Here is a 21,179-nt window from a genome sequence, read left to right as displayed (position 1 = left end):
ACGCCGTCCGGGCGCAACTGTGGCGCAACACACGTTTCTTGAAGGGAACCGGGGTGCCCTGGTAGCCGTTGTACTCATGTCCCACACCGCTCACATACCCAGCCACCGGAAGCCCCGCCGCAGCGCGTCGAAGCTGGCGCTGCGCGCCGGAGTTGCCGGTGGCGTTCTCAGCACCATCGCGGTGGCCGGCGCTGCCGGGCCGGCCCAGGCCGAGCCGGTGACCGAGACCATCGAGATGCCCACGCTCAACGCGGACCTGTCCGCGGACCTGTCGAGCGCCGTCGCCGCCTCCGCCGAAGCGACCCAGCAGTCCGCGCTCGACATGGAGCTGCAGGCCAAGGAGGACGCCGCCGCCGCCAAGGCCGCCAAGGAGGCCAAGCAGGCCAAGGCCGAGGCCGAGCGCAAGGCCGAGGCGGAGGCCAAGCGGAAGGCCGAGGAGAAGGCGAAGGCCGAGGCGCAGGAGCGCGCGTCCCGGTCCGCCGAGCGCACCACCCTCGCCGCCGCCTCCCGGTCCGCCGTCTCCTCCTCCGACGAGGGCGGTTCGTCGGCGGAAACCTCCTACGGCTCCTCGCAGGCGACCGGCTCCGCCGCGGCGGTCGTCGCCTTCGCCCGCGCCCAGGTCGGTGACGCGTACGTCTCCGGCGGTACCGGCCCCAACTCGTGGGACTGCTCCGGCCTGGTGCAGGCCGCGTTCCGCCAGATCGGTGTCGACCTGCCGCGCGTCTCGCAGGACCAGTCGACCGCCGGCACCCAGGTCTCCCTGGACAACCTCCAGCCCGGCGACATCCTCTACTGGGGTGGCGCGGGCAGCGCGTACCACGTCGCCATCTACGTGGGCGACGGCAAGTTCGTCGGCGCGCAGAACCCCGGTACCGGTGTGGCGGAGCGCCCGATGGACTACGACCGGCCCACCGGCGCGGTCCGGGTGCTCTGAGGCCCACGGCCTACGGCGGTACCCGTACGGACACGGCCAAGGGCCGTCGCTCCCCCGCTCGGGGTGGGAGCGACGGCCCTTCGCCGTGCCCCGCGGCCGGGCCGCGGGGCACTCGGGGACCGCGGGTCGCTACGCCTTGGGAGCCACCTTCGACAGGCCGTTGATGATGCGGTCCATCGCGTCGCCCCCCGTCGGGTCGGTGAGGTTGGCGAGCATCTTCAGCGTGAACTTCATCAGCAGCGGGTGCGTCAGGCCGCGCTGTGCGGCGATCTTCATCACCTTCGGGTTGCCGATGAGCTTCACGAAGGCGCGGCCCAGCGTGTAGTAGCCGCCGTAGGTGTCCTTGAGGATCTTCGGGTAGTTGTGCAGCGCCAGTTCGCGCTGGGCCGGGGTCGCGCGGGCGTGCGCCTGGACGATGACCTCGGCGGCGATCTGCCCGGACTCCATGGCGTAGGCGATGCCCTCGCCGTTGAACGGGTTGACCAGGCCGCCCGCGTCACCGACCAGCAGCAGGCCGCGGGTGTAGTGGGGCTGCCGGTTGAAGGCCATGGGGAGCGCGGCGCCGCGGATCGGGCCGGTCATGTTCTCGTCGGTGTAGCCCCACTCCTCCGGCATGGACGCGCACCAGGCCTTGAGGACCTCGCGCCAGTCCAGCTCCTTGAAGGAGGCGGAGGTGTTCAGCACGCCGAGGCCGACGTTGGACGTGCCGTCGCCCATGCCGAAGATCCAGCCGTAGCCGGGCAGCAGCCGGTCCTCGCCGGGGCCGCGCCGGTCCCACAGCTCCAGCCAGGACTCCAGGTAGTCGTCCTCGTGGCGCGGGGAGGTGAAGTACGTGCGGACGGCCACGCCCATCGGCCGGTCCTCGCGCCGGTGCAGCCCCATGGCGAGGGACAGCCGGGTGGAGTTGCCGTCGGCGGCGACGACGACCGGCGCGTGGAAGGTGACGGGGGTCTTCTCCTCGCCCAGCTTCGCCCGCACACCGGTGATGCGGCCGGTGCGGTCGTCGACGACGGGGGCGCCGACGTTGCACCTCTCGTACAGCCGGGCGCCGGCCTTCTGTGCCTGGCGGGCCAGTTGCTCGTCGAAGTCGTCGCGCTTGCGGACCAGTCCGTAGTCCGGGTAACTGGCGAGTTCCGGCCAGTCGAGCTGGAGACGGACACCGCCGCCGATGATCCGCAGGCCCTTGTTGCGCAGCCAGCCCGCCTCTTCGGAGATGTCGATGCCCATCGCCACCAACTGCTTGGTGGCGCGGGGGGTGAGGCCGTCGCCGCAGACCTTCTCGCGCGGGAACGCCGTCTTCTCCAGGAGCAGTACGTCGAGTCCCGCCTTGGCGAGGTGGTACGCGGTCGCGGAGCCGGCCGGGCCCGCCCCGACGACGATCACATCCGCTGTGTGTTCGGAGAGGGGCTGCTGCTCGGTCACGGCGGGGTCTCCCGAATACTCGAAATTGCGTACCGGACGGCACAGGTCATGTGCAGTCTAGGGGGGCGTACCGACCGCCGACCGAAGGGCCACCCGATGACCGAGCTGCTCCCCGGCGTCCAGCCGGCCGTCCAGTTGCGTGTGCCTACCGACGAGGACGCCCACGCCTGGCACCAGGTCTTCGCCGACCCGGAGGTGATGCGCTTCCTCGGCGGCCGCCCGGCCGAGTTGTCGCTGTATCAGGAGATCACCGCCCGCCAGCGCCGCCACGACGCCGAACACGGCTTCTGCCTGTGGACCCTGCTGGACGAGGACGGCCGGGTCATCGGGTTCACGGGGGCGCAGCCCTGGCCCCGGGAGTGGGGGCCGGTCGGCGAGATCGAGATCGGCTGGCGGCTGACCCGGCGCGCGTGGGGCCGGGGGTACGCCACGGCCGCCGCCCTCGCCACGCTGGAGCGGCTGCGGGCGGCGGGTGTCGAGCGGGTGGTCGCCATCGTGGACGAGGCCAACGAACGGTCGATGGCGGTGGCCCGGCGGCTGGGCATGGAGCCCGCCGAGTCGTACGACGTCCCCGGCACCGACCGGCGGGCGCGGTGCCTCCGGCTGGAGCTGCGCTAGGGGTGTCTCGTCGATTCGGGCCGGATCGGGGAGCGGCGTCCGGTGGCGTGGATCGCACGGCGGAGGAAGGAGCCACTGCGGAGCAGTGGCGACCGACGACAACGCGGCGAGGCGCGGCACCGGGTGACGCGAGCCCGGCGGGACAACCCCTAGGCCGTGGCCGCCTTGGTGCCCCGGTGCAGGGCGACGATGCCGCCCGTCAGGTTGCGCCAGGCCACCTCCGACCAGCCCGCCCGCTGCAACCGCCGCGCCAGGGCGGGCTGGTCGGGCCAGCTCTGGATGGACTCGGCCAGGTAGACGTAGGCGTCGGGGTTGGAGGAGACCGCGCGGGCGACCGGCGGGAGGGCGCGCATCAGGTACTCCTCGTACACCGTGCGGAAGGGCGCCCACGTCGGGTGCGAGAACTCGCAGATCACGACCCGGCCGCCCGGCTTGGTCACCCGGTACAGCTCGCGCAGCGCCGCGTCGGTGTCATGGACGTTGCGCAGCCCGAAGGAGATCGTCACCGCGTCGAACACCCCGTCGCGGAACGGCAGCCTGGTGGCGTCACCGGCCGTCAGCGGCAGCCAGGGGTGGCGGCGCTTGCCCTCGCTGAGCATGCCGAGTGAGAAGTCGCACGGCACGACGTACGCCCCGGCCCGCGCGAACGGCAGGGAGGACGTGGCCGTGCCCGCCGCCAGGTCCAGGACGCGCTGCCCGGGCCGGGCGTCGACCGCCCTGGCGACCTCCTTGCGCCACCGGCGGTCCTGGCCGAGCGAGAGGACGTCGTTGGTGAGGTCGTAGTTCGCCGCGACCCCGTCGAACATGGAGGCGACTTCGTGCGGCTGCTTGTCCAGGGTTGCGCGGGTCACTGGCGTTCGGCCTCGCTTGTCTCAGGTCCGGCGGGAACGGCGGGTCCGGCGGGAGCGCCGGGTACGGGGTGGTGCGGTACGTCCGTCATTGTCGCAGGCGCCCCGGTCACCGGCGGCGATGGACCAGGCGCCCGCCGACGACGGTCGCGACGCACGTGGAGGGGCCGAGCCGGACGAGTCCGGCCCGGTCCGGCACGTCGAAGACGGCGAAACGGGCGGGGCCGCCCGGGACCAGTCGCGGCAGCAGCACGAGCGGCGCCGGCGAGAAGGACGCGGGCCCCGGCAGGACCGCCGGGCGGCGGCCGACGACGAGCCCGGCCCGGCGCACCGCGTCCACGGCGGCCCGGGTGCGCAGTTCACCGGCGACGGCGACCGTTCCGTGCGCCAGCAGCCGCTGCACGCAGCGGCGCGCGCTGGCGCCCCGGCGGGACTCGTCGGCGCGGAAGAGCGCCCGCGCGCGCTCGCCGGTGATCGGCTCGGTGCCGAACTCGGCGGCCTCGCGCGGGTCCGGGTGGTACATGCCTTCGAGCAGCTCGGGTCCGTACGGGTTGAGCAGCCCGGGCGTGAGGATGCCGGGCCACCACCGCACCCGCGCCTGCGGCCGGGCGGCTGCCAGGTCCTCGTACGGGCCCAGGGCGGCGACGCTTGCCCCGTCGACCAGGACGGCCTCCTCGGGCGACGCCCCGGCCACGTGGATCGTCAGCACGGCGGCGTCAGTTCGCGCTCAGCAGCTTCAGCTCGGGATGGGCCGTGCCGCCCTCGATGGCGGTGGAGGAGATGTGTGAGACGACGCGGTCGTCCACCGGGTCGTCGGCCGGGTCGTCGTGGACCAGGATGTGCTCGTACGTCGTGGTGCGCTGCGCCGGGACGCGGTCCGCCTTGCGGATCAGGTCGATGATCTCCAGGCGGTTGGAGCGGTGCCGGGCGCCCGCCGAGGAAACCACGTTCTCCTCCAGCATGATCGAGCCCAGGTCGTCGGCGCCGTAGTGCAGCGAAAGCTGGCCGACCTCCTTGCCGGTGGTCAGCCAGGAGCCCTGGATGTGGGCGACGTTGTCGAGGAAGAGCCGCGCGATGGCGATCATGCGCAGGTACTCGAAGAGGGTGGCCTGCGTGCGCCCCTTCAGGTGGTTGTTCTCGGGCTGGTAGGTGTACGGGATGAAGGCGCGGAAGCCGCCCGTGCGGTCCTGTACGTCGCGGAGCATCCGCAGGTGCTCGATGCGCTCGGCGTTGGTCTCGCCCGTGCCCATCAGCATGGTGGACGTCGACTCCACGCCCAGGCCGTGCGCGATCTCCATGATCTCCAGCCACCGCTCGCCGGACTCCTTCAGCGGCGCGATCGCCCTGCGCGGACGCTCGGGCAGCAGCTCCGCGCCGGCGCCCGCGAAGGAGTCCAGTCCGGCGGCGTGGATACGGGTGACGGCCTCCTCGACGGAGACCTTCGAGATACGGGCCATGTGCTCGACCTCGGACGCGCCGAGGGAGTGGATGACCAGCTGGGGGAACTCCCGCTTGATGGCCGCGAAGTGCCGCTCGTAGTACTCCACGCCGTAGTCCGGGTGGTGCCCGCCCTGGAACATGATCTGCGTGCCGCCCAGTTCGACGGTCTCGGCGCAGCGGCGCAGGATGTCGTCCAGGTCGCGGGTCCAGCCCTTGGCGGTGTCCTTGGGCGGCGCGTAGAAGGCGCAGAACTTGCAGGCCGTCACGCAGACGTTCGTGTAGTTGATGTTGCGCTCGATAATGTACGTCGCGATGTGCTCCGTACCGGCGTAGCGCCGCCGCCGTGCCGCGTCGGCCGCGGCGCCCAGGGCGTGCAGCGGGGCCGACCGGTAGAGGTCGAGGGCCTCTTCGGGGGTGATCCGCCCACCTGCGGCGGCACGGTCGAGGACGGACTGGAGGTCGGCCATCTCGGTCACCGGTAGGTCCCTTTCGGCAGGGTTGTGGACGGACCGAACCAGCCTACGCCAGCGCTCCCGGCCGCCGTCCGGGCCCCTGTGCGCACGGGCGGTACGGGCGGGGCGGGGGCGGCGTGCGGTGGATCACGGGGATTGCCGGGCCGGCCGGGCCAACCGGCCGGCGGGTTCCGCCGTCTAGCAGGCCGTGATTGCCCCGTACACCCGGAGTGTCCCCATGAAACGTCGGCCCAAGGCGCTCAAGGCGCTCATAGCCACCGTCGCGCTCGGCTCCCTCGTCCTGGTCACGGGCTGCTCCGGTGAGGGCGACCCGGTCTCCTTCGACGCCCCGAGCGCGGCGGCGAGCGCGCCCACCGCCGCCCCCAAGGACGGGAAGCGGAGCGGGGCCGCGGCCCTGACCCGGATGCCGACGGGCCCGAAGGCCGAGTTCCGGACCCAGAACACCATCGACGACGGCACCAAGATCGGTGTGACCACGCTCCACGGACAGAAATCGGGGTTCACGGGCAAGGTGTGGGTCTGGGCGCCGCCGCAGTACTTCGACCCGAAGTACGCCGCCAGCGGCTTCCCGGTGCTGATCGCGCTGCCCGGCGGCAACGGCTATCCGAAGAACTACTGGATGGGCACCGACCTCAAGCTGCAGAGCAGCATCAGCGCCTGGTCGAAGGAGGGCAGGAGCCTGCCCTTCATCGTGGTGATGCCGGTGCTGAACCCGGACGACGAGAACTACTACGACGGCAGCGACATCCCGGGGCAGCCCAAGATGGGCACCTGGATGGCGGAGGACGTGCCCGATTTCGTCCGGGCCAACTTCCGCACCTTCGCCTCCCGTGACGGCTGGGCCTTCATGGGCTCGTCCTCCGGCGGCTTCGTCGGCCTGAAGTCGGTCCTGAAGCACCCCGACAAGTTCAAGGCGGTCATCGCCTCCGGCCCGGACATCGTGCCGGACTCCCCGCTGTGGTCCGGGCACGAGGCGCAGCGGCAGGCGAACAACCCCGAGAGGCTCGCCAAGGCCCTCGGCGCCAAGCCGGACAGCAAGGACGACGAGGTCTTCCTGGCCTTCCAGGTCGGGTCCAACGAGTCGGGCCTGGGCCAGGTCAAGTCCTTCATCAGGACGTACACCAAGGGGCCGGTGAAGACCCGCCTCCAGGTCATCCGGGACGGCGAGCACAACGCCAAGACCTATGTGAAGGGCATGGGGGACGGCTCGATCCAGTGGATCAGCGAGCACATGCTGGCCCCCGTCCCCGCCCCGTAGCCGGCGCGCGCCGCGCGGTCAGCGGGTGCCGAGCAGCTCGATCCGCACGTCCACCGGGAAGCCGGTGGTCGACCCGGTCCGGCGGGCGAACTCCCGGACGCCCGCGAGCTGCTCGGCGCCGAAGCGGAAGTCCAGGGTCGTGAAGTAGCGCTCCAGCAGTTCCGCGTCGAAGGACTCCCAGCGGGCGGCCTGCTCGGCGACCTTGCCGACCTCCTCCAGCGACAGGTCGCGGGAGGCCAGGAACGCCTCGTGCACCCGGCGGGTCAGCTCCGGCTCGCGCGCCAGGTAGTCCTTGCGCACCGCCCAGACCGCGAAGACGAACGGCAGGCCGGTCCAGTCCTTCCACATCCGCCCCAGGTCGTGCACCTGGAGCCCCAGCCGGGGCGCGTCGTGCAGCGAGGCCCGCAGCGCGGCGTCCCCGATCAGCACCGCGGCCTCCGCCTCGCGCATCATCGGGCCGAGGTCGGGCGGGCAGGTGGAGTACTCGGGCGTCACTCCGTACCGCTCGGCGAGCAGCAGCTGTGCCAGCCGTACGGACGTGCGGGAGGTGGAGCCGAGGGCGACCCGGGCTCCGTCCAGCCGCTCCAGCGGCTGCTGGGACACGATCACGCAGGACATCACCGGCCCGTCGCAGCCGACCGCGAGGTCGGGGAAGGCGACCAGTTCGTCGGCGTGGCGCAGGTACTCCACCAGGGTCACCGGGCCGATGTCGAGGTCCCCGGCGATCAGCCGCTCGCTCAGCTTCTCCGGGGTGTCCTTGGTGAGCTCCAGGTCCAGGAGCGTGCCGGTCCTGGCCAGCCCCCAGTAGAGGGGCATGCAGTTCAGGAACTGGATGTGCCCGACCCGGGGCCGGCTGCGCTGCTGGTGGCGATCGGTTGAATTGTCCACATCGTGAGGCTAGACCCGGCCGGGAACGGCCCGGTGGGCGGGTGTGCCGTCAGCCCCCGGTGCGCCGGTTCAAACATCCGGGTGAAGTGATCTTTCCCTCTACCGCTGGACGGATCGTGCGTGCTAGGCTTTTCGCAAGTTGCAGTTTGGTTTCCCTTGCAGTACAGAGCCTGCGGAGCATGTAACCCGCAGGCTTTTGTAGTTTTCAGGCTTCTTTGCAGGTTCTGGAGCAGGGCAACCCTTTGGCCCAAGGAGGGCTTATGGCTACCGGAACCGTCAAGTGGTTCAACGCTGAAAAGGGCTTCGGCTTCATCGCCCAGGACGGCGGCGGCCCGGATGTCTTCGTTCACTACTCCGCGATCAACGCGTCCGGGTTCCGCTCCCTCGAGGAGAACCAGGTCGTGAACTTCGACGTCACGCAGGGTCCGAAGGGCCCGCAGGCGGAGAACGTCACCCCGGCCTAGTTGCCCGGGTCGGCGATCGCGCACGACTTAGCAGTAGCAGTACCAAGGAGCCTCTTCCGTACCTGGGCGTACGGAAGGGGCTCCTGCCTTTTCTCCGTACGCCGGAGAGCATGACCGAACGGAAACCGCCGGGCGTCAGCTTCCAGGCGTTCGTCGACAGGCAGATCCGCGAGGCGCAGGAGCGGCGTTCGAACGGCTCGCCGGCTTCGGAAAGCCGCTGCCCGACGACACCGCCCCGTACGACGACCTGTGGTGGGTCGAGGGCAAGATGCTCCGCCAGGGCCTGGCCGCGCTTCCGCCGGCCCTGGCCCTGCGCAAGGCGGCCGGGGACGCCCTGGCGGCGGTGGGCCGCGTGGCCGCCGAGGCCCAGGTGCGCCGGATCGTCGCCGGGATCAACGAGCAGATCGCCGGGGCGGTCCGCCGGCCGCCGCCGGGCCCGCCCCCTTCGACGCGGAGGCGCTGGTCCGCGAGTGGCGGTCCGCGACCGGACGGCCGGCCCGGCCGTCCGGGGAGTGACGCCCCGGAGTGACGCCCCGGTCCTCGTCGGGTCGGGCGCGCGCCCCGGTGGGCGGTGCCGGCCGGGGGGCCGCTCAGGGCGGGACCATGGCGCCCCGCCCGGCCCTTATCGCCTCGACCACCGTCTCGTGCAGGTCGCGGCTGGCCGCCTCCGAGGGACACGGGGTGGGGCTGCCCGCCATCGTGAACCAGTCGGACGCGCCGCTGAACTGCACGGCGACCTGGGCCTGGCCATCGGCCCAGGTGGTGTGCACGGTGAGTTCGCCGGTGACGATGCCGGCCTCCGCCGTCCGCACACCGCCCTGACCTGTGAAGACTCCGGCTGTCGTCCAGGATGCCCATTCCACGCGTCCCATGGTCCCGCCGGAGCTCCCCCGGCGCGAGCGGGGCGACGGGACCAATGGAATTCCTCTGGACGTGTGCGTGTGAAACCGCGCACGCCTGGCATACGGATTGACAGAGATCGCGGCATTTCCCACCGCAGAGGAGGAAGATCATGGCTACTGGCGAGACCGGTTTCAGCGACGTGATGTACGACCTCGTTTCGGTGCAGTACCACTCACTGAAGGCCGGACACGACTACGGCCAGTACGTGCGCGACGCGGAGAACGCGGGCAAGAAGGAGATCGCCGAGTTCTTCCGCTCGGTGATGGAGCAGGACTCCGAGCGGGCCGCCCAGTGTCACAGGTTCCTGGCCGAGCTGTCCGGGACGGACCTCGCCGGTCCGGCGGCCAACGACTGAGCCGTCCGACCTGCTCCGACCGGCCCCCGTCCTCACCCGAGGGCGGGGGCCGGCCGCGTGTTCACGGTCCGGGCGGCAGGCGCAGGGCGAGGAGGGCCACGTCGTCGGTGCTGTCGTGGGCGAGGCCGGACAGCAGCTCGTCGCAGAAGACGTTCACGGACTCGCGGGCGAGCGCGGCGGCGTGCTGGCGCAGCCGGGTCAGACCGTGGTCCAGCGACTCGCCCCGCCGTTCGATCAGGCCGTCGGTGTAGAGCAGCAGGGTGCTGTGGGCGGGCAGGGGTTCCTTGCCGTGCGGCCGGAGGCGCTCGGGGTCCACCCCCAGCAGTATGCCGTGGCCCTCCTCCAGGTACCGGGTGTCGCCGTCGTGGGTGACGAGCAGCGGCGGCAGGTGGCCGGCGTTGGAGTAGTCCAGCGCCCAGGGGCCGGCCGTGGGGCCGGTGAGCACGGCGTAGATGCAGCTGGCGGTGGCACCGCCGTACAGGTTGTGGTGGGCGAGGTCGAGGCGGCGCAGGATGTGGCCGGGCGGTTCCTGCCGGTCGCAGCCGATGCCGCGCAGCATGTTGCGGAGCTGGCTCATGGTGACGGCCGAGCGCAGGTCGTGCCCGGTGACGTCGCCGATGATCAGCGTGGTGTTGCCGTTGGGCAGCGGGAAGCTGTCGTACCAGTCGCCACCGACCTCGGCCGTCGTGCGGGAGGGGCTGTAGCGGGCGGCCAGGTCGAGGTGGTGGGGCAGGTCGGGCAGCAGGGAGCGCTGGAGGCGCTCGGCGATGCGCTGGGTCTCCTGGTGCAGCCGGGCGTTGTCGACGGCCAGGGCGATCCGGTGGGCCAGGTCCTCGACCAGGGCGAGGTCCTGTTCCTCCAGGGCGGCGTGGCCGGTGACGCGGGCCACGGTCAGGGCGCCGAGGACCCGGCGGCGGGCGCGCAGCGGGGCGATGATGGCGGTGTCGGCGCCGAGCTGCTCGAACAATTCGAGCTGCCGGGCGCTCAGGGCGTTCCTGGCGCGGGCCCGGGAGGGGAACTCGGTCAGCAGCAGGGGCCCCGCCCCGCGCAGTACCCGGGCCAGCGGTCCGCCGTCGCGGTCGGGCAGCGGGGGCAGCTCGCCCTCCAGCCTGCCGACCGGCAGGGCGGCCGGGTCCCGGTGGGTGACGCACACCCGCTCGGGGCGGTCCCGCTCGCCGAGCAGGTCCACCACGCACCAGTCGCCCAGCCGGGGGACGGCGATCCGGCAGACCCGGCGCAGGCCCTTGATGAGGTCCAGCGTGCTGGTCAGCGCGGAGGTGGCCTCGGCCAGCAGGGTCAGGCGGTCCAGGGCCTGCTGGAGGACCTCGTCCACATCGAATTCTTCCACCCCGCCACTGTTGCCACCGGGGCCCGCGACCGCACGTCGGCGGCGGTCGGGTCGCCCGGGTGCACCGCACCCGGTGGCGCAGGTGGATGACGTCCTCGCCCCCGCCGGCGATCGGGACGGGGCCCGCCGGCTCGGCCGGGGCGGCCTTGCCGCGCTGTCGGAGTGTCGACCGGACCCGGACCCCGTGCTCATCGGCCGTGCGCCAGGATTCCTCTCGCGGGCCGGCGGCCGCCCGGCGGGTGGGACGGCGGCGGACGTCGTCGCCCACCGGGCCGTGGCCGCGGCGGGTGTTCCTCACCGGGCGGGTGACCAGCGGCGCCCGTCCATGAGGTTGCCGAGTCCGGCCCAGGCGAAGTTCATCAGCGTCGCCGCCGCCTCATTCGCGGACACACCGGGTGTCTCGTTCGCCCATCCGGCCAGCGACTCCGCCGCCCCCACCAGCGCGTGGGCGAGCCCGGCCACATCCCGGTCGGCGAAGGGGATCTCCCGGTGGGCCTCGCGTGCGGCCGCGGCGATCAGCTCGGTCACGAAGGCCACGATCTCCGACCGCATCGCCGTGACCTCGGCGGCGAACGGCTCCCCGTGCGTGCGGGCCTGCCGGTGCAGGATGGCCCAGCCGTCCGGGTGCTCGCCCGTGTGCGTGAAGAACGCCGTGAGCCCGGCCCACAGCTGCCGGTCGGCCGACCGCCCCGGCTCCCCCTCGACACCGTCGCGTACCGCCGCGACCAGCGCGACGGCCTCCCGGCGGATGCAGGCGACGAAGAGCTCCTCCTTGGAGCTCAGATACAGGTAGACCAACGGTTTGGAGACACCCGCCAGTTCGGCGATCTCGTCCATGGACGCCGCCCGGTAGCCCCGCTGCCCGAAGGTGCGTACGGCGGCGTCCAGCATCTGCCGCTCGCGCACCTCCCGCGGCATCCGCTTCGCCCTCGTCCCCGTGCTCTTCACGGCCACCGCCTCCTGCCTCCCGATAGCCGACAAGCGTAGGGCTCCGGTCAAACACGTGTGCCCCCGGCGGGAAGCCGGGGGCACGGAAACGGACAGGCGGAGCCCGGGAGGGGCGGCGACGGATCAGGCCGCGACGGGCACCGACACCTTCCGCTCGGCGTCACGCGCCTCGTACTCGTCCACCGGGGACGACGAGGCGGAGTTGTACGCCTCGTGGTCGAGGATCTTCTCGCGGGCGGCGACGACAACCGGGACCAGGGCCTGGCCGGCGACGTTCGTGGCGGTCCGCATCATGTCCAGGATCGGGTCGATCGCCATGAGCAGGCCCACGCCCTCCAGCGGCAGGCCGAGCGTGGAGAGGGTCAGGGTGAGCATGACCGTCGCGCCGGTCAGGCCGGCCGTGGCCGCCGAGCCGATCACCGACACGAACGCGATCAGCAGGTAGTCGCCGACGCCGAGCTGTACGTCGAAGATCTGGGCGATGAAGATGGCGGCGAGGGCCGGGTAGATCGCGGCGCACCCGTCCATCTTCGTGGTGGCGCCGAAGGGAACGGCGAAGGAGGCGTACTCCTTCGGCACTCCGAGCCGCTCGGTGACCTTCTGGGTGACCGGCATGGTGCCGACCGAGGAGCGGGAGACGAACGCGAGCTGGATGGCGGGCCAGGCGCCCTTGTAGAACTGGACCGGGCTGACCTTGGCGACGGTCGCCAGCAACAGCGGGTAGACCCCGAACAGCACCAGCGCGCAGCCGATGTAGACGTCGGCGGTGAAGGTCGCGTACTTGCCGATCAGGTCCCAGCCGTAGTCGGCGATGGCGTAGCCGATGAGTCCGACGGTGCCCAGCGGGGCGAGACGGATGACCCACCACAGAGCCTTCTGGAGCAGTTCCAGGACCGATTCGCTCAGGGTCAGGATCGGCTGGGCCTTGTCGCCCAGCTTCAGCGCGGCGACACCGGCGACGGCGGCCATGAAGACGATCTGGAGGACGTTCAGCTCGGTGAAGGGCGTGATGACGTCCTCCGGCACGATGCCGGTGAGGAAGTCCAGCCAGGAGCCCGCGTGTTCGGGCTTCTTGCCGTCCTTGGGGGTCAGGCCGGTGCCGGCGCCCGGGTTGGTGATCAGGCCGATCGCGAGGCCGATGGCGACCGCGATCAGCGAGGTGATCATGAACCACAGCAGGGTGCGGGAGGCCAGCCGGGCAGCGTTGTTGACCTTCCGCAGGTTGGTGATGGACACCAGGATCGCGAAGAAGACCAGCGGGGCGACGGCGAGCTTCAGGAGCTGGACGAAGATGTGCCCGATCTTGTCGAGCGTGGTGTAGAGCCACTGCACGTCATGACTGCGGGCGATCCAGCCGAGGACGACGCCGAGGACGAGACCGGCGACGATCTGGGCCCAGAAGGGGACCTTGGGTATGCGGTTGGCGCGCTTGGCCGGGGAAGGCTCGGACGCGGACGGCACGGACGACACGGACACACTCCAGTGAGGACGTATCAGCGGAATACGGGACAGGGGTGCGGCGCCTTCGTGCTGAGGCGGCGCCGCTGCATGGTGCCGAGGTCAGACTTCGCGGCAACAGACCGCGGACATACAGCGGCAGAGATCGACGTGCAGGCGCGCCACGAGCGGGCTGCTCATGGCGTGACTCAGATGCGCTGCTGTCGTCATGGCCGCCACGTTAACACTTGTACTTTGAGAACCTCAAAGGCGTTCTTTGGGTCGAATCAAAGGTGAAACACGCCAAAAACGCCAACACCCCAGCCCGGAGCGGGACTCCGGAGCTAGGGTGAAAGGTTGGTGTGAGCCACGACACTGGGCGGCCCGGCGCGGGCGCACCGGCGGGGCGAGGGTGCGGGCCGGCCTCCCCCGCGTGCCGCCGGGTGCCGGCGCGGCGCGTTCACCGCACGGCGGGTGTCACGGACAGCGGGTGTCACCGGACAGCGGGTGTCACCGGACGGCGCCGTCCTCCTGGGACCGGTTGGCCTCCAGGCGCGCCTTGGCGTGGTCGACCTTCTCGACGAGCTGCGCGGACATCGCGTCGCGCTGCCCGCGCAGCAGGACGAAGCTGAGCGGCGCCGAGATCACGATGGACAGCAGCAGGACCCACAGCAGGTTGGAGTCGCCGAGCCCGCGCGGGAGCACACCGGCGTACACCAGGCCCCAGATCACGAAGAAGCAGCCGGCGAAGACACCGAGGCGCATCAGGGTGTACCGGATCGTGGCGCTCGTCCTGGCAGCAGCGGACACGGCGGGCCCTCTTCCTTCTCGTCCGTACGACAAATCCTGCCCGACCAGTGAAGCACGTGACGAATGGATCAGTTCACGGGGTCGGCGCCGCCCGGTCCGGTGCCCGCGCGGTGACCCGCGGGCCCGCGCCCGCGCCCGCGCCCCGGCGCACCGGCTCCACGGTGCCGGGGGCTCGCCGCGGTCCTCGGAGGTGGCGCGCCGCACGCTCGCCCACGGCCACCGGGCGGCCCGTCCGGGCCGGGCCGGACCCGGACGGCAGCCGGGTCCCCGGGTCAGACCCGCATCGGCTGCGGCGACTCCCGGCGGTCGGCCTCCGGGCCCGGGTACTCGCGGATGATCTCGTACCGGGTGTTGCGCTCCACCGGCCGGAAGCCGGCGTCCCGGATCAGTTCCAGCAGGTCCTCACGGCTCAGCTTGTTCGGCGTGCCGTAGTTGTCCGCGTCGTGCGTGATCTTGTACTCCACGACCGAGCCGTCCATGTCGTCGGCACCGTGCTGGAGCGCCAGTTGGGCGGTCTGCACACCGTGCATCACCCAGAAGACCTTGACGTGCGGGACGTTGTCGAACAGCAGCCGGGAGACGGCGAAGGTCTTCAGCGCCTCGGCGCCGGTCGCCATGGTGGTGCGGGCCTGGAGGCGGTTGCGGATCTTGCCGTCCCGCATGTCCACGAAGTCGTGCTGGTAGCGCAGCGGGATGAAGACCTGGAAACCACCGGTCTCGTCCTGGAGCTCACGCAGCCGCAGCACGTGGTCCACCCGGTGGCGGGGCTCCTCGATGTGCCCGTACAGCATGGTGCACGGGGTCTTGAGACCCTTCTCGTGCGCGAGGCGGTGGATGCGCGACCAGTCCTCCCAGTGGGTGCGGTGGTCGACGATGTGCTGCCGGACCTCCCAGTCGAAGATCTCCGCGCCGCCGCCGGTCAGCGACTCCAGACCGGCCCCGATCAACTCGTCCAGGATGTCGGACGCGGACATGCCGGAGATCGTCTCGAAGTGGTGGATCTCGGTGGCCGTGAACGCCTTCAGCGAGACGTTCGGCAGCGCCTTCTTCAGCTCGCTCAGCGAACGCGGGTAGTAGCGCCACGGCAGGTTGGGGTGGAGCCCGTTGACGATGTGCAGCTCGGTGAGGTTGTCGTTCTCCATCGCCTTGGCGAGGCGGACGGCCTCCTCGATGCGCATGGTGTACGCGTCCTTCTCGCCCGGCTTGCGCTGGAAGGAGCAGTACGCGCACGACGCGGTGCACACGTTGGTCATGTTGAGGTGCCGGTTGACGTTGAAGTGGACGACGTCGCCGTTCTTGCGCGTCCGCACCTCGTGGGCCAGGCCGCCGAGCCACGCCAGGTCGTCCGACTCGTAGAGGGCGATGCCGTCCTCGCGGGTCAGCCGCTCACCGGCCCGGACCTTCTCCTCCAGCTCGCGCTTGAGCCCCGCGTCCATCCGGCCGCCTCCCATACGTGTGTCAATCGGGCTCCACCACCGTACTCCCCCCTGCTCGACGGCCGGGGGGAGCCCCACGGCGCTCCGGGTCAGGACTCCTCGGGCAGGTCGCCGACCCGGTTCTCCCACTTGGTGGAGAGCACGATCGTGGTCCGGGTACGGGAGACGCCCTTGGTGCCGGACAGCCGGCGGATCGTCTTCTCCAGGCCGTCCACGTCGTTGGCCCGCACCTTGAGCATGAAGGAGTCGTCTCCGGCGATGAACCAGCAGTCCTCGATCTCGGCGAGGTCCTTCAGCCGGCGCGCCACGTCCTCGTGGTCGGCGGCGTCGGAGAGGGAGATGCCGATCAGCGCTGTGACACCCAGGCCCAGTGAGGCGGCGTCGACGGTCGCCCGGTAGCCGGTGATGACGCCCGCCGCCTCCAGGCGGTTGATGCGGTCGGTGACGGAGGGCCCGGAGAGCCCGACGAGCCGGCCGAGCTCGGCGTACGAGGCCCTGCCGTTCTCCCGCAGAGCCTGGATGAGCTGCCTGTCCACGGCGTCCATATGCCTGAAGCCTTCCGTAATCCAGCAATACCGCGAGTTTTAGTATAGAAATTAAGGCAGGCAGGGCCAATACCCTGCGATTCTTGGTCATTCAGGGACGATCTTCCCGGAGACGGGGCTCAACCGCCCGCGCCACGCCAGGGAGGGCGCGCACCGGTCGCGTCGCGGGAGCCGCGCGCGTCAGTCGCCCTGCGAGGCGGCACCGCCACCCAGCTCCCCCTTCCACCGGCGGTACAGCCGGTGCGGCACTCCCGCCGCGTCCAGCACCCGGCCCGCGACGAAGTCCACCAGGTCCTGGATGTGCGTCGCCCCCGCGTAGAACGCCGGAGAGGCCGGCAACACCACCGCACCCGCTTCGTCCAGCGCCACCAGCTGCTTCAGCGTCTGGCCGCTCAGCGGGGTCTCCCGCACCGCGACCACCAGCGGGCGCCGTTCCTTGAGCGTGACGCTCGCCGCCCGCTGCAACAGGTCCTTCGACAGCCCCAGCGCCACCCCCGCCACGCAGGCCGTCGACGCGGGCACGATCAGCATCCCCTTGACCGGGTACGACCCCGAGGACGGTCCGGCGGCCAGGTCACCAGCCGCCCAGTGCCGTACCGCCGCCAGGCCGGCGTCGGTCACCTCGAACGCGCCGGGCCTGCCGTCCGCGCCCCGGGCCAGCCAGGCGCGCAGGTCGGCGCGCCAGTGCGCGTCCCGGAAGGCGATCCCGGTCTCGTCCAGCAGGGTCAGCCGCGACGCCCGGGACACCACCAGGTCGACGCTCTCACCGGCGGCGAGCAGCCCGCGCAGCACCGCGGCGGCGTACGGGGTTCCCGACGCCCCCGACACCCCGACGACCCACGGACGACGCTGCGCTTGTACCGGTTCCACGCCGCTGAGCCTATCCGGCCCGCCGGGTGCGGAACTGGGTAAGGTGCCCGGGACGTTTCCGGGGGGCGGAAGACGCACGAGGACAGCGGGGGCTGCGATGAGGGGAACGGCGGGTGGCGGCGCGGCCGGGCGGAGCGGCGCCCGGCGGGTCCGGGCCGCCGCGGGTCTGATGCTGGTGTGGGTGGCCCTGCTGTGGGCGCTGGAGGCCGTGGACCTGGCGAGCGGCCACGCCCTGGACGCGTACGGGATCACCCCGCGCGACCCGGTGGAGCTGCGCGACATCGTGCCGGCGGCCTTCCTGCACTTCGGCTTCGGGCACGTCGCGTCGAACAGCGTGCCGCTGCTGGTCTTCGGCTTCCTCGCCGCGCTGGGCGGAACACGCCGCTTCCTGGCCGTCGCCGCGCTGATCGTGGTCGCCGACGGACTGGGCGTCTGGCTGGTCTCCCCCGCGTACAGCAACACCGCGGGCGCCTCCGGCCTGGTCTTCGGCCTCTTCGGCTACCTGGTGGTCCGCGGCTGGGTGGACCTCAAGCCGCTGGACATCGCCGTCGGCCTGGCCATCGGCGCCGTCTGGGGCGGCACGGTCCTGCTGGGCATATCCCCGACGAGCACCGGGGTGAGCTGGCAGGGACACCTCTTCGGCCTGGTGGCGGGCGTGGCGGCGGCGTTCGTCTTCCGCCGCCGCCCCACCCGCGGGGCGGCGCCCCTCACACCGTGAGGCCGCGCGCCAGGAGGTCGGCCAGCGCGCACCCGAAGAGCGAGATGCCGATGAACCCGTTGGTGGTGAAGAACGCCCGGTTCAGCCGCGACAGGTCGTGCGGGCGCACGATGGTGTGCTCGTAGACGAACGCCACCGCGACGAGGGCGAGTCCGGCCCAGAAGAACGCCCCGGCCCCGGTGGCCAGCGCGTACCAGACCAGCAGCCCGGTGGTCACCACGTGGCAGCCCCGCGCGCCGTGCAGCGCGGCCGGCACCCCGAAGCGGGCCGGCACCGACAGCACCCCGTGGGCGCGGTCGGCTTGGACGTCCTGGCAGGCGAAGATCAGGTCGAAACCACCGATCCAGACCCCGACCGCCAGGCCCAGTATCACCGCGTCCCACGACCACGCGCCGGTCACCGCGATCCACGCCCCGACCGGGCCCATCGCCTGGGCCAGGCCGAGGATGGCGTGCGGGAAGTGGGTGAACCGCTTGCCGTACGGATAGACCACCATCGGTACGACGGCGATGGGCGCGAGCGCCAGGCACAGCGGGTTCAGCAGCGCCGCGGCGCCCAGGAAGGCGGCCAGGGCCACCAGCGCCCCGGTCCACGCCGAACGCACCGACACCGCGCCGGTGACCAGTTCGCGGCCGGCGGTGCGCGGGTTGCGGGCGTCGATCTCCCGGTCGATGATCCGGTTGCAGGCCATGGCGAACGTCCGCAGGCCGACCATCGCGACGGTGACCAGCAGCAGTTCGACCCAGTGGACGCTCCGGTCGGCCTGGAACATCGCGGTCAGGGACGCGATGTAGGCGAAGGGCAGCGCGAAGACCGAGTGCTCGATCATCACCAGCCGCAGGAAGGCCCGCACCCCACCGCGGCCCTTCGGCGCGGGCCCCGGCTCCACCACCCCGTCGGCGGTCGTCATCATGCGAGGCTCCCGAGGAACGCGTCGAGGTCGGCCAGCAGGTCGGCGGCGGACACCGGTCCCGTCTCCACGGTCAGCTCCGCCGGCTCGTCGCCGGGCGGGGTGAGGCGCGCCGCGAAGGTGTACGCGTCCCCGCCGGCCGGGCGGGCGTCGAGGCTCAGCACGCTGCCGCCGTCGACGCCGAACGGCTCCGGTGTGCCGCCGGGCGTCCGAGCCGCGGCCAGCTCGGCGCGCAGCCGCTCCGCGAAGCCGGCGGCCTCGGAGTCGCGCAGGCCGGGCAGCTCGAAGCCGTCGCCCCCGCCGTCGTCCTCGAAGAGGACCGCCCAGGTGTCCCCGGGCCCGGCGAACTCCTCGGGCGCGACGCCCGCCCGCTCCGCGGCCAGCCGGACGCCCGGGTCGGCCGGGTCGAGTTCGGGGCGCACCAGGGCCACGTAGGCGGTGCCGGTGCCGATGAAGAGGGCCGGGCCGCCCACGGCGACGGGGCTCACAGGCCGTACTCCTTCCAGCGCCGGTCCACCAGCGCCGCCGTCGCCGGGTCCGACTCGACCATGTCGGGCCAGCCGCCGTCCCGGGTGTAACCCTCCTCAAGCCACTTCCTGGTCGCGTCGATGCCCGCCTTGCCGCCCCAGAACTGCTGGTAGGAGGCATGGTCGAGGTGGTCGACGGGGCCCTCGACCACGGTGAGGTCGCGGGTGTAGTCGGTGTTGCCCAGGGCCCGCCAGGAGACCTCGTGCATGTTGCGGACGTCGCAGTCGGCGTCGACGATCACGATCAGCTTGGTCAGCGACATCATGTGCGCGCCCCAGATGGCGTGCATGACCTTCTGGGCGTGCTTCGGGTACTTCTTCTCGATGGAGACGATCGCGCAGTTGTGGAAGCCGCCGGACTCCGGCAGGTGGTAGTCCACGATGTCCGGGACGATGATCTTCAGCAGCGGCAGGAAGAAGCGTTCGGTCGCCCGCCCCAGCGGCCCGTCCTCGGTGGGCGGGCGGCCCACCACGATGGACTGGAGCACCGGGCGGCGGCGCATCGTCACACAGTCGATGGTCAGCGCCGGGAACGGCTCCTGCGGCGTGTAGAAGCCGGTGTGGTCGCCGAACGGCCCCTCCGGCAGCATCTCGCCGGGCTCCAGCCAGCCCTCCAGCACCACCTCCGCATGCGCCGGGACCTGGAGCGGCACCGTCTTGCAGTCGACCATCTCGATCCGCTTGCCCTGGAGGAAGCCCGCGAACAGGTACTCGTCGATGTCCTCCGGCAGCGGCGCCGTGGAGGCGTACGTGACGGCCGGCGGGGCGCCGAAGGCGATGGCGACCGGCAGCCGCTCACCCCGCCTGGCGGCCACCTGGTAGTGGTTGCGGCTGTCCTTGTGGATCTGCCAGTGCATACCGATGGTGCGCTTGTCGTGGCGCTGGAGGCGGTAGAGGCCGAGGTTGCGGATGCCGTTCTCGGGGTGCTTGGTGTGCGTCAGCCCGAGGTTGAAGAAGGAGCCGCCGTCCTTGGGCCAGGTGAACAGCGCCGGGAGCCGCTCCAGGTCCACCTCGTCCCCGCGCAGCACGACCTCCTGCACGGGCGCGTCCTTGACCTTCTTCGGCGGTACGTGGGTCATCGCGCCGAGCTTGCCGAACGCCTCCCGGACCCCGATGAAGCCGCTGGGCAGCTCCGGCCTGAGCAGTCCGCCGATCTTGTCGCTGATCTCGTCGTACGAGGTGAGGCCGAGCGCCTTGAGCAGCCGCCGGTCCGTCCCGAAGACGTTCATCGCCAGCGGCATCGCCGAGCCCTTGACGTTCTCGAAGAGGAGCGCGGGCCCGCCGGACTTCTGCACCCGGTCCACGATCTCCCCGACCTCCAGGTGGGGGTCGACTTCGGCCTTGATGCGCTTGAGGTCGCCTTCGCGGTCGAGGGCCCGGAGGAGCGAGCGGAGATCGTCGTAAGCCATGGGGCCAAGTATCCGCCACCGGCTACGCTGGACTCGTCACCGGGGCTGTCCGAACACGGCCCGCCAATGCTTCCAGGGGGCTGTCCCACATGCTCAGGGCACTGATGTACATCCTGCCGCTGGCGCTGACGATCTACGCGTTCATCGACTGCCTGAACACCCCCGAGGACGAGGCCAAGCACCTTCCCAAGGTGGCCTGGATCTTCATCATCCTGCTCTTCTGGATCGTCGGCCCGATCGTCTGGTTGGCCGCCGGGAAGACGCGCCGCGCCGCGGCCGGCGGCCGCACGCCGGGCGAGCGGAACCGCGACCGCCGGGCCGGCTGGGTGGCGCCGGACGACAACCCCGAGTTCCTGAAGTCCCTCAAGGACGAGACCGGGCGGGACGAGTCGCTGCTCAAGGACTGGGAGGCCGACCTGCGCCGCCGCGAGGAGGAGCTGAAGCGGCGCGAGCAGGACGGCGACAACCCCGACAAGGGCTGAGCGCACCCCCGCCGGTCCCGTCGCGGCACGAACCGCGCCGGCCGTACGGCGCACGCCCGCCGGTCCCCTCGCGGCACACGCGACGCCGCGCGCCCGGCCCGCCGCCCCGCACGGCCTCGCTTCGCCAAGTGCGCCG

At 71.7% G+C, this 21,179-nt stretch carries 23 protein-coding genes and 1 pseudogene; 8 read left to right on the top strand and 16 right to left on the bottom strand.

The window, feature by feature from the left end; translation table 11 throughout:
• The first annotated feature begins 76 nt into the window (after positions 1–76).
• Positions 77–934, top strand: coding sequence for a C40 family peptidase (locus AB0H53_RS22065; RefSeq protein ID WP_362115862.1), 858 nt, complete (start codon positions 77–79; stop codon positions 932–934).
• Positions 935–1,063: 129 nt separating this feature from the next.
• Here the strand turns inward: AB0H53_RS22065 and AB0H53_RS22060 are convergent, their stop codons facing one another.
• Positions 1,064–2,356 carry a geranylgeranyl reductase family protein gene (locus tag AB0H53_RS22060; RefSeq protein WP_362115859.1) on the bottom strand — a complete coding sequence of 431 codons (1,293 nt, stop codon included), beginning with the start codon at positions 2,354–2,356 and terminating at the stop codon, positions 1,064–1,066.
• Positions 2,357–2,452: 96 nt separating this feature from the next.
• On the opposite strand from AB0H53_RS22060, the gene AB0H53_RS22055 reads away from it, so the two are divergent.
• Positions 2,453–2,974 (top strand): GNAT family N-acetyltransferase, encoded by a 522-nt coding sequence (locus AB0H53_RS22055; RefSeq protein WP_362115856.1) that lies wholly within the window; start codon positions 2,453–2,455, stop codon positions 2,972–2,974.
• Positions 2,975–3,123: 149 nt separating this feature from the next.
• On the opposite strand, the gene AB0H53_RS22050 is transcribed toward AB0H53_RS22055, so the two are convergent.
• From AB0H53_RS22050 to mqnC, 3 genes are all read right to left on the bottom strand, one after another.
• Entirely contained in the window at positions 3,124–3,825 is a 702-nt protein-coding gene (locus tag AB0H53_RS22050; RefSeq protein WP_362115853.1) for a demethylmenaquinone methyltransferase, read from the bottom strand.
• Positions 3,826–3,931: 106 nt separating this feature from the next.
• Positions 3,932–4,531 carry a hypothetical protein gene (locus AB0H53_RS22045; protein WP_362115850.1) on the bottom strand — a complete coding sequence of 200 codons (600 nt, stop codon included), beginning with the start codon at positions 4,529–4,531 and terminating at the stop codon, positions 3,932–3,934.
• Positions 4,532–4,538: 7 nt separating this feature from the next.
• A complete protein-coding gene (mqnC, locus tag AB0H53_RS22040) occupies positions 4,539–5,738 on the bottom strand; it encodes a cyclic dehypoxanthinyl futalosine synthase (protein ID WP_362115847.1) in 1,200 nt (399 codons plus the stop codon).
• 214 nt (positions 5,739–5,952) lie between these two features.
• Between mqnC and AB0H53_RS22035 the strand changes: the two genes are divergently transcribed.
• Positions 5,953–6,993, top strand: a complete 1,041-nt coding sequence (locus AB0H53_RS22035) for an alpha/beta hydrolase-fold protein (RefSeq protein WP_362115844.1) — start codon at positions 5,953–5,955, stop codon at positions 6,991–6,993.
• An 18-nt stretch (positions 6,994–7,011) separates the two neighbouring features.
• Here AB0H53_RS22035 and AB0H53_RS22030 read toward each other — a convergent pair whose 3' ends face one another.
• A complete protein-coding gene (locus AB0H53_RS22030; protein ID WP_362115841.1) occupies positions 7,012–7,881 on the bottom strand; it encodes a menaquinone biosynthesis protein in 870 nt (289 codons plus the stop codon).
• A 260-nt stretch (positions 7,882–8,141) separates the two neighbouring features.
• On the opposite strand from AB0H53_RS22030, the gene AB0H53_RS22025 reads away from it, so the two are divergent.
• Positions 8,142–8,345, top strand: coding sequence for a cold-shock protein (locus tag AB0H53_RS22025; RefSeq protein WP_003967102.1), 204 nt, complete (start codon positions 8,142–8,144; stop codon positions 8,343–8,345).
• Between the two features lie 110 nt (positions 8,346–8,455).
• Positions 8,456–8,861 (top strand): annotated as a pseudogene (locus tag AB0H53_RS22020) (DUF1992 domain-containing protein).
• 74 nt (positions 8,862–8,935) lie between these two features.
• On the opposite strand, the gene AB0H53_RS22015 reads toward AB0H53_RS22020, so the two are convergent.
• Entirely contained in the window at positions 8,936–9,208 is a 273-nt protein-coding gene (locus tag AB0H53_RS22015; RefSeq protein ID WP_362115836.1) for a hypothetical protein, read from the bottom strand.
• A gap of 149 nt (positions 9,209–9,357) precedes the next feature.
• Here AB0H53_RS22015 and AB0H53_RS22010 point away from each other — a divergent pair, with 149 nt between their 5' ends.
• A complete protein-coding gene (locus AB0H53_RS22010) occupies positions 9,358–9,603 on the top strand; it encodes an acyl carrier protein (protein ID WP_362115833.1) in 246 nt (81 codons plus the stop codon).
• 61 nt (positions 9,604–9,664) lie between these two features.
• Here AB0H53_RS22010 and AB0H53_RS22005 read toward each other — a convergent pair whose 3' ends face one another.
• The 7 genes from AB0H53_RS22005 to AB0H53_RS21975 form a co-directional block, all read right to left on the bottom strand.
• On the bottom strand, positions 9,665–10,951 hold the full coding sequence (locus tag AB0H53_RS22005; RefSeq protein ID WP_362115830.1) for a GAF domain-containing SpoIIE family protein phosphatase: 1,287 nt from the start codon (positions 10,949–10,951) through the stop codon (positions 9,665–9,667).
• A 294-nt stretch (positions 10,952–11,245) separates the two neighbouring features.
• Positions 11,246–11,869, bottom strand: coding sequence for a TetR/AcrR family transcriptional regulator (locus AB0H53_RS22000; RefSeq protein ID WP_362115919.1), 624 nt, complete (start codon positions 11,867–11,869; stop codon positions 11,246–11,248).
• Between the two features lie 153 nt (positions 11,870–12,022).
• The gene (locus AB0H53_RS21995; RefSeq protein WP_362115827.1) at positions 12,023–13,369 is read right to left on the bottom strand and encodes a dicarboxylate/amino acid:cation symporter; all 1,347 of its coding nucleotides are present in this window, start codon (positions 13,367–13,369) and stop codon (positions 12,023–12,025) included.
• Between the two features lie 477 nt (positions 13,370–13,846).
• Entirely contained in the window at positions 13,847–14,101 is a 255-nt protein-coding gene (locus AB0H53_RS21990) for a DUF4229 domain-containing protein (protein WP_362115916.1), read from the bottom strand.
• Positions 14,102–14,418: 317 nt separating this feature from the next.
• Positions 14,419–15,582 carry an aminofutalosine synthase MqnE gene (gene mqnE / locus AB0H53_RS21985; protein WP_362115824.1) on the bottom strand — a complete coding sequence of 388 codons (1,164 nt, stop codon included), beginning with the start codon at positions 15,580–15,582 and terminating at the stop codon, positions 14,419–14,421.
• Positions 15,583–15,671: 89 nt separating this feature from the next.
• Entirely contained in the window at positions 15,672–16,127 is a 456-nt protein-coding gene (locus tag AB0H53_RS21980) for an Lrp/AsnC family transcriptional regulator (protein WP_362115821.1), read from the bottom strand.
• 180 nt (positions 16,128–16,307) lie between these two features.
• Entirely contained in the window at positions 16,308–16,997 is a 690-nt protein-coding gene (locus AB0H53_RS21975) for a UbiX family flavin prenyltransferase (protein WP_362115818.1), read from the bottom strand.
• A gap of 97 nt (positions 16,998–17,094) precedes the next feature.
• Here AB0H53_RS21975 and AB0H53_RS21970 point away from each other — a divergent pair, with 97 nt between their 5' ends.
• Positions 17,095–17,715 carry a rhomboid family intramembrane serine protease gene (locus AB0H53_RS21970; RefSeq protein ID WP_362115815.1) on the top strand — a complete coding sequence of 207 codons (621 nt, stop codon included), beginning with the start codon at positions 17,095–17,097 and terminating at the stop codon, positions 17,713–17,715.
• On the opposite strand, the gene mqnP is transcribed toward AB0H53_RS21970, so the two are convergent.
• Genes mqnP through AB0H53_RS21955 form a run of 3 tightly spaced genes read right to left on the bottom strand, consistent with a single transcriptional unit; the run spans position 17,705 to position 20,561 of the window.
• Positions 17,705–18,625, bottom strand: a complete 921-nt coding sequence (mqnP, locus tag AB0H53_RS21965) for a menaquinone biosynthesis prenyltransferase MqnP (protein ID WP_362115913.1) — start codon at positions 18,623–18,625, stop codon at positions 17,705–17,707. The two genes, AB0H53_RS21970 and mqnP, sit on opposite strands and share 11 nt — an antisense overlap.
• Positions 18,625–19,113, bottom strand: a complete 489-nt coding sequence (locus AB0H53_RS21960; RefSeq protein ID WP_362115812.1) for a hypothetical protein — start codon at positions 19,111–19,113, stop codon at positions 18,625–18,627. The genes mqnP and AB0H53_RS21960 overlap by 1 nt, the downstream gene beginning before the upstream one ends.
• Complete coding sequence (locus AB0H53_RS21955; RefSeq protein ID WP_362115809.1) at positions 19,110–20,561, bottom strand: menaquinone biosynthesis decarboxylase; 1,452 nt, start codon at positions 20,559–20,561, stop codon at positions 19,110–19,112. Before AB0H53_RS21955 ends, AB0H53_RS21960 begins: the two co-directional genes overlap by 4 nt.
• 89 nt (positions 20,562–20,650) lie before the next feature.
• Between AB0H53_RS21955 and AB0H53_RS21950 the strand changes: the two genes are divergently transcribed.
• Positions 20,651–21,043 (top strand): PLD nuclease N-terminal domain-containing protein, encoded by a 393-nt coding sequence (locus AB0H53_RS21950; RefSeq protein WP_362115806.1) that lies wholly within the window; start codon positions 20,651–20,653, stop codon positions 21,041–21,043.
• Positions 21,044–21,179 lie beyond the last annotated feature (136 nt).

Origin of the sequence: Streptomyces sp. NPDC050856 (assembly GCF_040653855.1) — a bacterium.
GTDB lineage: Bacteria > Actinomycetota > Actinomycetes > Streptomycetales > Streptomycetaceae > Streptomyces.
The sequence above is the reverse complement of the archived record's forward strand: the minus strand, read 5'-3'. Positions and strand labels throughout refer to the sequence as shown.